The sequence below is a fragment of the Flavihumibacter petaseus NBRC 106054 genome (assembly GCF_000974785.1).
GTDB classification, from domain to species: Bacteria; Bacteroidota; Bacteroidia; order Chitinophagales; family Chitinophagaceae; genus Flavihumibacter; species Flavihumibacter petaseus.
The window spans coordinates 1,101,894-1,113,873 of the sequence record NZ_BBWV01000001.1; the positions used below are offsets into that span (position 1 = coordinate 1,101,894).

Here is an 11,980-nt window from a genome sequence, read left to right on the forward strand (position 1 = left end):
AAGTGTAATGTTTAACAGGTTCATACAAAGGCCGGTTCTCTCGATTGTTATTTCGCTCATCATCGTATTTCTCGGAGCACTGGCCATCACCCAATTACCCGTAACCCAGTTTCCCTCTATCTCTCCGCCCAAAGTAAACGTGGTAGCAGAGTACCCTGGCGCCAACGGTGAACTCATGATCAAGTCTGTGATCATCCCCCTGGAACGCGCCATCAATGGTGTGCCGGGCATGAAATACATGGCTTCCGATGCCGGTAACGATGGTGAAGCCACCATCCAGGTAGTTTTTAACCTTGGAACCGATCCGAACGTCGCCTCCCTCAACGTGCAGAACAGAGTAGCTTCCGTGGTGAACAAACTTCCGCCACTCGTGGTGCGGGAAGGTGTGAAGATCACCCGTGAAGAATCGAACATGCTGATGTACATCAACCTGTACAGCAAGGATTCGATTGCCGACCAGAAGTTTCTTTTCAACTTCGCTGACATCAATATCCTCCCGGAACTGAAACGGGTCGATGGGGTAGGTTTTGCCGATATCCTGGGTAACCGGGAATATGCCATGCGCATCTGGCTGAAACCTGACCGCATGCTCGCGTATAAAATTTCCGCCGACGAAGTGATGAAGGCCCTGTCTGAGCAAAGCCTCGAAGCTTCCCCTGGTAAAACCGGTGAAAGCTCGGGTAAGCGCTCTCAGTCTTTTGAGTATGTATTGAAGTACTCGGGCCGCTTCACCACCAAAGAACAGTACCAGAATGTGATCCTCCGCGCAAGCACGGATGGTGAAATCCTTCGCCTGAAAGACGTTGCCGATATTGAATTCGGCAGCTCGATGTACGATATCTATTCCAACCTTAATGGTAAACCTTCTGCAGCGATCGTCCTGAAACAATCCTACGGCAGCAATGCCAGCCAGGTAATCAGGAATGTAAAGGAAAAGATGAAGGATCTGAAAGCCAATTTCCCGAAAGGAATGGACTATGAAATCAGCTACGACGTTTCCAAATTCCTGGATGCCTCCATGGAAAAAGTAGTCCATACGCTGGTGGAAGCCTTTATTCTCGTGGGTATCGTTGTCTTCCTCTTCCTGGGCGACTGGCGGTCTACCCTGATTCCTGCCATGGCAGTTCCGGTGTCACTGATCGGTACTTTTTTCTGCATGCAATTCTTTGGCATCACACTTAACCTCATCACCCTGTTTGCGATGGTACTGGCAATTGGCATCGTGGTGGATGATGCGATTGTGGTGATCGAAGCCGTGCATGCCAAAATGGAAGAAGAACATTTGTCGCCGCTGAAGGCTACCAAAAAAGCCATGCACGAGATCTCGGGTGCCATCATTGCCATCACCTTCCTGATGGCGGCTGTGTTCATACCCGTGGCATTCATGTCTGGACCGGTAGGACTATTCTACCGGCAGTTTTCTATCACGATGGCAACGTCGATTATCCTGTCGGGTGTGGTAGCATTGACCCTTACGCCGGCCCTTTGTGCCATGATCCTGAAGAACAATCATGGCAAGGCCAGGAAGAAAACTCCGGTCAACCGTTTCATTGATGGTTTCAATGGGCTGTTCAACAGTGCCTCCAACAAATACATGAAGCTGCTGGGCAGAATTGTCAACCGTCGCGCGGTTACCGCGATCGTGCTCATCGCCTTCTGTGCGGGAACCTGGTACCTCAATGGCAAAGTCCCCGCCGGGTTCATCCCCAACGAAGACCAGGGCATGTTGTACGCGATCATTCAGACACCGCCGGGCTCCTCACTGGAACGTACCAACGAAATCACGGAAAGGCTCCAGAAGATCTGCGAAGAAATCGATGGCGTACAATCCGTTTCCGCACTTGCCGGTTATGAAATCCTGACCGAGGGTACAGGATCCAACTCCGGTACCTGTCTCATCAACCTGAAAAGCTGGGAAGAACGAAAAGAATCCGTCCAGGAAATCACTGAAGAGCTGGAAGAGAAAACAAAAAGCATTCCCGGTGCCAATATCGAATTCTTCCAGCCGCCTGCTGTACCCGGATATGGCGCTGCCGGAGGTTTTGAATTGCGGCTGCTCGACAAAGCCGGTAGCGGTGACTATAAAAAAATGGAAGCTGTCAATAATGATTTTGTAAAAGAACTGACCAAACGGAAAGAACTTTCTTCCGTGTTCAGCTTCTACAGCGCCAGCTTTCCACAGTATATGCTCTCGGTGGACAATGACATTGCACAACAGAAAGGAATTTCCATTGACAATGCCATGAATACGCTTTCCACGTTGATTGGCAGTAACTATGAGATCAGCTTCATCAAATTCGGTCGTCAGTATAAGGTTATCGTGCAGGCAGCAGCGCAATACCGTGCCTTGCCGGAAGACATCCTTAAACTGTACGTGAAGAACGACAAGGAAGAAATGGTTCCCTTCTCGGCCTTTATGAAAATGGAGAAAGTGTATGGTTTGAGTGAGATCACGCGGCACAACATGTACAATGCCGCCGAAATCAGCGGTGCAGCGGCACCCGGATACTCCAGTGGCGAGGCTATCCAGGTAATCAACGAAGTGGCGCAGAAGACACTGCCCCGCGGCTTTGGTATCGACTGGGCGGGTATCTCCAAGGATGAAGTAGCACAGGGCAACCAGGCGATCTACATCTTCCTGATCTGTCTCGGCTTCGTTTACCTGATCCTGGCAGCGCAGTATGAAAGTTTCATCCTGCCGCTGGCCGTAATCCTCTCCCTCCCCTGCGGCATATTCGGTGCATTTCTGCTCCTGAAAACAACGGGACTTGAAAACAACATTTATGCGCAGGTAGCGATGGTGATGCTGATTGGTCTCCTTGGTAAAAACGCCGTACTGATCGTGGAATTTGCGGTGCAGAAACACCGCGCCGGAGAGTCTGTTCTGGATGCCGCCATGGAAGGCGCCAAAGTCCGCTTCCGTCCCATCCTGATGACCTCCTTCGCTTTCATCGCTGGTTTGATTCCCCTCGTGATCGCCACCGGTCCCGGGCGGATCGGCAACCGTACCATCGGTACTGCTGCGCTTGGTGGCATGCTGTTCGGAACCATTTTCGGGGTGTTGGTCATTCCCGGCCTCTACTACATTTTCGGAAAGATAGCCGAGAAACATATGCTGGTGAAAGACGAAGAAGAAAATCCATTAACAGAAGCAATCGACAACCATGTTTAAACGAAAATCAACATACTTCTACGGCCTCGTGATTGCCACGATAGGGAGCAGCCTGATCTTTTCAGGCTGCAAGATCCCGGCAATCACTACCCGGGAAGAAAACAAAACGGTACCTAAAAACTATACCGGCGATAGTACCGGCGCAGCAACCGATACAATAACTTCAGCCGCCGTGCAATGGCAGAACTTCTTCACCGATAAAAACCTCGCTAACCTGATTGACACAGCCCTGAAAAACAACCAGGAACTGAATATCACCCTGCAGGAGATCCAGATCGCCCGTAACGAGATCCGCATGAGGAAGGCCGCCCTGTTGCCCACAGGAGGCATTCGTGCAGGAACAGGTGTAGAGAAAGTTGGCCGCTACACAAGCCAGGGGGCTGGTGACGCGACGACAGATATCGAGCCCGGAAAAGAAATGCCTGACCCCCTGGGCGATTTTAACGTTGCCGCCTATGCGCACTGGGAAGTGGATATCTGGAAAAAACTGCGCAATGCCAAAAAAGCTGCAGTCAACCGCTATCTCGCATCGATTGAAGGAAAGAACTTTGTGCTGACCAACCTCGTCGCAGAAGTAGCCAATTCCTATTATGAACTCCTGGCGCTCGACAATCAGCTGGCCATCATCAAACAGAATATCACGCTGCAGCAGAATGCGCTGGAGATCGTCAAAATTCAGAAGGATGCAGCGAGGGCAACAGAGCTGGGTGTGCAGAAATTCCAGGCTGAAGTGCTGAAAACTGAAAGCATGGAATTTGACATCCGCCAACAGATTACGGAAACAGAGAATAGGATCAACTTCCTGCTGGCACGTTACCCGCAGCCGATATCCCGCGATACCAGCAGCTTTGCAGGCGCCCTGCCTTTCCAGGTAAAAACAGGGATTCCCTCACAACTGCTGGCCAATCGTCCGGATATCCGCCAGGCGGAACTGGACCTGGTCGCATCCAAACTCGATGTGAAAGTGGCCCGCGCAGAATTCTATCCGAATTTTGATATCTCCGCGGCAGTAGGCCTCCAGGCTTTCAAGCCCTCGTATCTCGTGAAGTTCCCGGAATCTTTGTTGTATTCCCTGGCGGTGGACATGGTTGCGCCGCTGATCAACCGCAATGCACTCATGGCCGAATTCAGTTCAGCAAGCGCCAGGCAGATCCAGAGTATGTACAACTATGAAAGGACCATCCTCAGCGCCTACCTGGAAGTGGCCACACAGTTGTCCAATATCAATAACCTCGAAAAGAACTACGACCGGAAATCCCGGCAGGTGGAGGCGCTGAACCGTTCCATTGAAGTGTCCAATGACCTTTTCAAATCTGCACGCGTGGATTATTTCGAAGTTCTGATGACGCAGCGGGATGCGCTGGAAGCACGCCTCGAACTAGTGGAAACAAAGAAGCAGCAATTCAATGCGGTGGTGAATGTTTACCGCGACCTGGGCGGCGGCTGGAAATAAGATCAATGCATCTTTTTGCCTTCTTTATCAAGAACGGCAATGATCTGATCATAGAATTGCCTGGCCCGCTCCGCGGTTTTGCCGATACAGATGACACCCAGTTTTCCGAACTGGGATAAAGCACCGATCAGGTGGAAGATCACACCTTCCTGGTCGGTGCCGTCATAATGGAGATCATTCATCATGGCGATATCGATCAGGTCATGCGGTGTGAGACCGATATAGGCTTCACTTTTGACGTTATCGGAAGAAAAATAATACCGTACCTGGCCATTGGCGGTATAGTACTGCCCTTGATCGGGATCATAATTTCCGGCCGTCAGGAACTGCAGCATCAGGAGGGGATGCGTTGTTCCGCCTTTACGGAGGTTGATCTCGATAGCATAATGTTTCCACGTCCCCCCTTCTTTCTCTGAAATGAAGTCGATGGCAAATCTTCCGAGAACACCTTTCGCCCGGAGATTTTCCGCCACTACCTTCCCCATGCGACCGATCGCGATGGCATATTCCTCCTGCGCAGGGAAATAGGCGCCCAGGAACACCTGTCCGCTTTCACCGCCCAGTAACTGATCATGGGTAGATACGACCCGGCATTCGCCATCCGGATCAATGCGGCACTGTACTGAAGGCGATTCTTTGATATCACCTTCCACAAAAGCTTCAACGATGCCGCCCAGCTCCTGGTATTTAGCCAGGAAAGCTTCAAAGGTCAGGTCGTCAGCAACGATTTTCAGTTGCTCCCGGAAATGTTCCCCGATCCATTTTTCCCAATCGCCACTTGTCGGCGGTTGCGTATTTCCAAATGAAAATATGCCATTGCCTTCTCCCGAAAACCCGTCATTGATTTTTACTACCGCCCTCCGGAGCCCAGGTATTTTCCGCTTCAGTTTTGCCAGCGCACCGATAATATCTTCAGCGGTAACGAGATCTTCAAAGCCCTCCGGCACCAAAAGCCCGCATTCACGGAACACTTTCCGGCTGCTGCTCTTACTGCCGAGGTGCAACAGGTCGGGATCACAGCCAAATATGGGGACGTCCAGCTGTATCGCCAGGCTTCGCTCCAGGTGGGTCACATTGAAACAGGCCATATGCGCCGAACAGCCTTCCGGAATGCTCTTTTTGATCCGCTCGATCAGCCTTGGCCTTTCGAGGATTTTTTCTGTGAGCGCCCGCGGGGAAGCATCATAACAACTCAGCAGGGTCAGCCGCTGCAAGGCATGATACCCGGTGATCCCCGGCAGGAGGTGCAGGTAATAATCAATGATCGCAGGATCAATAGTGGTGCTGGTGAGATAGATAACATGCGTGCGGGGCATCCGCAGCAACATCAGGAGGCAAAGCAGCCTTTCCTCATAATGCACCACACCTTTGACCTTGGACAGGATCTCCTGGTCGAGTGTCAGGGAAGGCACAATGATCACCGCCTTGGGGGAAAGCTTATCGGGAAAAGCTTTTTCAAACTGTTCCCGAAAGCGTTCCTGGATCCTGCGGAATATGGCACTTTCACTGCCTTCATCTACCGGGGCAAAAGTGATGTCATCAACCTGGGGAACAATATAGGGCTGTGCAATAATGGGTTCCTGCATATGGCGCGATTGCCCTATAAGTTACAACTGTTTCCCGCTAAAAAGCATCATGACCCCGCCGGACTTTTTGCAGCAGCACTGGTTTCTTTTGCGTCGGGTTTACCTTTCCCGCTGGTTATCAGGGGCAGAAGGCTTTCGTCGAGGTAATAGCTCCAGCCCTGGTTACAAGCATTATAACATTCAAAGGAGGGTGTAAGACCATGATGGGTGAAAACCAGTTTGGTCTTGTCGCCTTCACGGGAAATGTCGAATGAGATCGTAGTGCCGGTCCATTCTGTCTGATGTTCAACAAACGTCAGCAGGCTGTCTGTGGTCAACCACTCGACTTTCCTGTCGGGAATCACTTCCGTCAGAAGGTGGCGGGTGTAATGGAGGTCCTTATGCCGGTATTCAAATTCATCACCTTCTTTTGCCGAATTGCCTTTCAACATTTCCGACCACCAGCCACGCACATTGGTGACGGCATTGAACACGGTTTCCGGGGATTGATCCACCAGGTAAGTGCGGGAGAAATCTTTTCCTTTCATAGTTTTTGTTTTAGAATGGTAGCTGAATACCACTCAAAGCTAAAAGGCTTCCCGCTCTCCGGGCAGGTGTAAAACAGACTTTGTGCCGGGCCGATCCGGCCACTCACCTGAATTGAATCTCATAGACCACTGCATCAGCAGTTGGATAATGACTACTCTTCTGAATGGTCAGGGCCTGGCTGCCCTGTTTAAAATTGATTTTTTCTCCACTACCCAACAGCGAAACGGATGCTACCACGCCATTGCCTGCTCCTGATGCCAGGCTCCGGATCACAACATCTTTATCAGGCACGTCAAGTGCGATTGCATACAATTTTCCATCCTTCGTCGTGAACCGGATATCGGCTGCCGTAAAAGGCTTGTCCTTTGCATCACTGAAAGCACCACCAGCTACCTGGGTTGGACCCTCACCAAATGCTTTCCAGGGACGTGTACCGTAAATGGCCGCACCGTTTACCTCCAGCCACCTGCCGATGGCCAGCAGGCGCTCCACCGCAGGCTCGGGTATGGTACCATCCGGACGGGGTCCGATATTCAGCAACAGGCAGCCATTTTTGCTGACAATATCAATGAGGTTATTGATGAGGTATTTGGTGGATTTAAAGGAGTCCTCCGGAATATATCCCCACGATTTATAGCTGATGGCATCATCGGTTTGCCAGGGCAATTTCCTTATCTCTGCCAGTTTGCCTCTTTCAATATCCAGCACTGTTGTTCCCTCCGGATATGCCTTATCATACTTGTTGTTGATCACTACGCCTTTGTTCCAGTCAATTCCCTTGTTGTAGTAGTAGGCGGCAAAATTCTTTCGCCAGGGATCGAGCGCGGGTTGTTCAATCCACCAGTCAAACCAAAACAGCTGGGGTTGATATTTATCAACCAGTTCAGTACACCGCAGCAGCCAGTCGTTCATGTACTCGGGGCTCATGGTTTCACCTTCTTCACGGGCTGGTCCGTAAAAGTCAGCATAGGCAGGATCGTTTACATCACTATCAAATTTTCTGCCCCCATTCATAAACCACCAATGCTCAATCCGGTGGGAGGAAACCCCAAAAACCAACCCGGCCTTCCTGGTCGCTTCAGCAAGCTCTCCCACGACATCGCGGTGCGGGCCCATTTCAGCAGCATTCCACTTTGACAGTGCCGTTTTGTACATCGCAAAACCATCGTGATGCTCTGCCACCGGCACAATATACCTGGCACCTGCTTTCTTAAAAAGATCAACCCACTCCGCAGCATTGAACTTTTCAGCCTTAAACTTCGGGATGAAATCCTTGTACCCGAACTTGTTCAATGGCCCGTAAGTGGCCACCTGATGACGGTTTTCATCAGAACCCTGCAGGTACATCTGCCGCGGATACCATTCACTCCGATACGCAGGAACTGAGTATACTCCCCAGTGAATGAAGATGCCAAATTTTGCATCCTGGAACCACGCTGGTGTCTGGTAATTTTTTAACGAGTTCCAGTCAGCCTGGTAGCGTGTAACCGATCCGGCATCTGACTGTGCAGCAACAGGCCTGGCAGTTGCACACAACAGCAAACTGCAGGAAAGCAAAAATGGGAAGGCTGGAATTTTCATTGGCAAAACAATAAGAACCTATAAGTTAGATTGTTTTCCCTGCTATTCCAGTCTTTATACTTTTGGAATCACGATTGGTTAAAAAATAATCACTGCAACGGCCTGATCCGGTAGCTGTACTGGTGATCCCGGAACGGAATCCGGTATTGCTCCAGCGGCAACGCACCCCAGCTATCCATCCCCTGCAGGCCCAATTGGAGTAGGTCTACATGCATATATACCCTGTCTCGCGGAACGAGTTCACCAGAATGGAACTGATGTTTTTCCGGAGCCGGATCAAGGTCATCAATATTGTAGGGAAGCGCTGCGACGCTGAGCAGGCTGTCTGCAAAAGCGATCTGGATGCCTTTTCCTTTTTTATCCGTCAGGTTGACCCAGCGCACACCTGTTTTGTTGCCGCTTTCCTGCGGACGGGCAAAGGGGAAATACTGTTCTGCAACTGCCTGCCGGTAACGACCAACAAAAGAAGCAGTATGGCGGTCCCAATAGTTTTCACCTGGGCCGCGTCCGAACCACTCGATCGTATTCAGTGTTGCAGGGAGTTCCAGGTCATTTCCGATCCGCATCATCAGATTATGTTTCCCCCTGATGGCTTTAAACGCATTGTTCACAAGAATACTGCCGTCATTGCTGACCGTAAACTGTTGCTCAAAAGCCGCATCGCCTTTCAGCAGGCTGGTTTGCACAGTGACCCGGATTCCCTGGTCAATGGTCGTATAGGTGGTCGTTTTTGCTGAAAGGGAATCTACATTGTAGATGTTCCTCCAGATGCGTTGTGACTGGTTAAGGCCGGCGCCGATATCGTTGTCAGTAGGCGCGCGGTAAAATGCCGGTTGCGGACCAGACACGATCAATGGTGATCCTTTGTAGGTGTAGGTGGTCAGGCGACCAGCCTTCAGGTCAAACACAACATTGAAACTGCTACCGGTAATATGCAGTAACCCGCCATCTTCTTTTGTTGTTAGCGATTTGCCTTTACCCGCAGTTGTCATCGGAACCGGGCTTCCGCTCCAGGCGAACTGCTCGGCCGCGATCTCATAACCTTTCTCCAGGAATGGTTCGGCTGCCTTTAACCGGTAAGAAATATTCAGAAAGTATTCGCGCCCTGATTTTGGTGATGTTTTGATGGGCAAAGTGATGTCAGCTGACTGCCGCGGTGAAATAGTCAGCATTGCCACAGTTCCCTTTTCCACCTGTACCCCTTCTTCCATTAACTGCCACTGCAGTTCATAATTACTGAGATCACGGAAAAAGTAACTGTTGTTTACGCTGATACGGTTATTCCCTTCATAAGTGGACTTGATATACTGGTACACTTTTTTTACCTCCACCGCCATCGGTGTCAGGCCCCTGTAGGCAGTCACTACTCCCTTCACACAAAAGTTGTTGTCGCTGAAGTTTTCGTTCACTGGTCCTTCCAGTGGAAAATCGCCGCCATAGGCCATAATGCGTTTGCCGTTCTTCACGGTATCTATCGCCTGGTCAATCCATTCCCAGATAAAGCCGCCCTGCAGTTTGGGGTAGCTTTCAATGGCATCCCAGTATTCTTTGAAATTGCCAAGGCTGTTGCCCATGATGTGCGCATACTCACTCATGATCAGCGGACGGGTGTGCCTGCTTTTGGAATAGTGGATCAACCCATCCGGCTCGGGGTACTGCGGTACGATCATGTCGGTATTGAAATCCTCTTCTGCACGCTCGTATTGAACTGGCCGGGAATCATGTTGTTTCAGCCATTCGTATGCTTCATAGAAGTTCACACCATTACCGGCTTCGTTGCCAAGCGACCAGGTTACTACGGCAGGATGGTTCTTGTCGCGCTCATACATCCGTTGAATGCGGGCAAGATGCGGCATGCGCCATTGCTTGTCATTGCCCAGCGTGTAATCGAGGCTGTAATAGCGGCCATGGGATTCGATATTGGCTTCATCGATCACATACAAGCCGTATTCATCACAAAGCTCCATCCAGTAAGGATCCGGAGGATAGTGGGAATGCCGCACTGCATTGACGTTAAGCTTCTTCATCATTTCCATATCCTTCCGCATGTCAGCCCGCGTCAGGGTATGTCCTTGTGTCGGGTTGTGCTCATGGCGGTTGACGCCTTTAAGAAAAACCCGTTTCCCGTTCACCAGGAAATCACTTCCTTTTATCTCTACTGAACGGAAGCCTACCCGCTGTGGCCGCACTTCCAGGATATTGCCAATCTTGTCTTTCAACGTGATGAAAAGGGTATAGAGATACGGCGTTTCGGCGGACCAGGTATTCACGTTGCTGATCACTGTTTCTGCTGAAAGGTCTTTCCAGAAGTTGCCCAGTACCGTTGCAGATGATAATTGCTGCTGCCAGACAGTATCTCCTTTCTGATCCGCCAGTGCGAGCGAAACCGCGAAAGTATCGGGCTTGCTGTGGTTGGTTCTCCGGTCGATGCGGTCATTGGCGATGTCAAGCGCTATTTTCAATTGACCATTGGTGTAGGCAGCATCGAGCCCGGCTTCCACTTTCAGATCGCGGATATGCAGTTTTGGCGTGGAATACAGGTACACATCCCTTTCAATGCCCGAGATCCGCCACATATCCTGGCATTCCAGGTAAGACCCGTCGCTCCAGCGATAAACCTGGAGGGCAAAGGTATTTTCACCAGCGCGCACAAAGCGGGTGATATCAAATTCTGCAGCGAGTTTGCTGTCTTCGCTGTAACCGACTTTCTGGCCGTTCACCCAGATGAAAAAAGCTGATTTCACAGCACCCAGGCTGATGAATACCTGGCGATCCTTCCAGGAATCCGGGATCACGATCTTCCTGCGGTAAGAACCGACGGGGTTATTATCTGCCGGGATATCGAACGGCGGATTCAGTGCGCCGCCAGTCTTCTCGCGCCCGGTAAATTCGTAAGGATGGTTCACATAAATGGGAAGTCCGTATCCGTTGACTTCCCAATTGGCGGGTACTTTGAAATTGTCCCATTTGGAGTCATCAAAACCGGGAAGATAAAAATCGGCCGGTCTTTGCCGTGGATCTTTCACCCAGTTGAATTTCCAGGTGCCGTTCAGGCTCATATAATAAACAGACCCTTCCTTCACACCAGCCTTTGCCAGTGCGGTATTTTCATAGCTGTGTCCCGAGGCCCGCATCGGCAGGCGGTTCACCGCAACAACTTCGGGCGTTTGTAATTCAGTGGGCAGTGTTACGGTTTGGGCAACCATGGCGTTACCGGCAAGAACCAGGAGCAGTAAACCAGTCAGATGTTTCATGAAGCGCATTAAGCCTGTAATAATACACCTTTGCGCTCCATTGGTAACCGGCAAACGATTGAGTAAACAATGAGCGTTAAAATCGACGGAGCATAAGATAATTTAGTAGCAATCCGGTTCTTCAAACAGACATTGTTCAGGCTTAAAACCAGTCTTATCCTAGTGTCAAAATGGCCTCTTCCCTATGTAAACCCACCCCTTTATGCGGAGATGACACCAGGATAAAGCTATTTTCAGACTTTTTTAAAGCTACTCTAAACAACCCTTTTTGTTGATTCGTCACAGGCTTAAAGCAGGTTCGTCACAGGCTTAAAGCCAATTCGTCACAAAGTGCTGAAAGGCCTGAACCTGCTGCCTACTTTTGAAATCCGGGCCAGTCCCCGGGATTTAACAATCAAATTATCTT

At 50.4% G+C, this 11,980-nt stretch carries 6 protein-coding genes; 2 read left to right on the forward strand and 4 right to left on the reverse strand.

The features are described from left to right. Positions 1–7: 7 nt before the first annotated feature. Both FPE01S_RS04700 and FPE01S_RS04705 read left to right on the forward strand, forming a co-directional pair. On the forward strand, positions 8–3,172 hold the full coding sequence (locus tag FPE01S_RS04700; protein ID WP_046367679.1) for an efflux RND transporter permease subunit: 3,165 nt from the start codon (positions 8–10) through the stop codon (positions 3,170–3,172). Next, positions 3,165–4,625, forward strand: coding sequence for a TolC family protein (locus FPE01S_RS04705; protein ID WP_046367680.1), 1,461 nt, complete (start codon positions 3,165–3,167; stop codon positions 4,623–4,625). Before FPE01S_RS04700 ends, FPE01S_RS04705 begins: the two co-directional genes overlap by 8 nt. 2 nt (positions 4,626–4,627) lie before the next feature. On the opposite strand, the gene FPE01S_RS04710 is transcribed toward FPE01S_RS04705, so the two are convergent. The 4 genes from FPE01S_RS04710 to lacZ form a co-directional block, all read right to left on the reverse strand. Next, positions 4,628–6,211, reverse strand: coding sequence for a peptide ligase PGM1-related protein (locus FPE01S_RS04710; RefSeq protein ID WP_169749127.1), 1,584 nt, complete (start codon positions 6,209–6,211; stop codon positions 4,628–4,630). Positions 6,212–6,258: 47 nt separating this feature from the next. Next, complete coding sequence (locus FPE01S_RS04715; RefSeq protein WP_046368668.1) at positions 6,259–6,738, reverse strand: SRPBCC family protein; 480 nt, start codon at positions 6,736–6,738, stop codon at positions 6,259–6,261. Between the two features lie 103 nt (positions 6,739–6,841). Then, the gene (locus FPE01S_RS04720; protein WP_046367681.1) at positions 6,842–8,320 is read right to left on the reverse strand and encodes an alpha-L-fucosidase; all 1,479 of its coding nucleotides are present in this window, start codon (positions 8,318–8,320) and stop codon (positions 6,842–6,844) included. Between the two features lie 89 nt (positions 8,321–8,409). Next, positions 8,410–11,574 (reverse strand): beta-galactosidase, LacZ type, encoded by a 3,165-nt coding sequence (gene lacZ, locus FPE01S_RS04725; RefSeq protein WP_046367682.1) that lies wholly within the window; start codon positions 11,572–11,574, stop codon positions 8,410–8,412. Positions 11,575–11,980: the final 406 nt, after the last annotated feature.

Bases quoted from the DNA above. Each gene is read 5' to 3' on its own strand.
- FPE01S_RS04710 (WP_169749127.1), bottom strand. From the start codon at position 6,211: ATGCAGGAACCCATTATTGCACAGCCCTATATTGTTCCCCAGGTTGAT.
- FPE01S_RS04720 (WP_046367681.1), bottom strand. From the start codon at position 8,320: ATGAAAATTCCAGCCTTCCCATTTTTGCTTTCCTGCAGTTTGCTGTTG.
- lacZ (WP_046367682.1), bottom strand. From the start codon at position 11,574: ATGAAACATCTGACTGGTTTACTGCTCCTGGTTCTTGCCGGTAACGCC.
- FPE01S_RS04700 (WP_046367679.1), top strand. From the start codon at position 8: ATGTTTAACAGGTTCATACAAAGGCCGGTTCTCTCGATTGTTATTTCG.
- FPE01S_RS04715 (WP_046368668.1), bottom strand. From the start codon at position 6,738: ATGAAAGGAAAAGATTTCTCCCGCACTTACCTGGTGGATCAATCCCCG.
- FPE01S_RS04705 (WP_046367680.1), top strand. From the start codon at position 3,165: ATGTTTAAACGAAAATCAACATACTTCTACGGCCTCGTGATTGCCACG.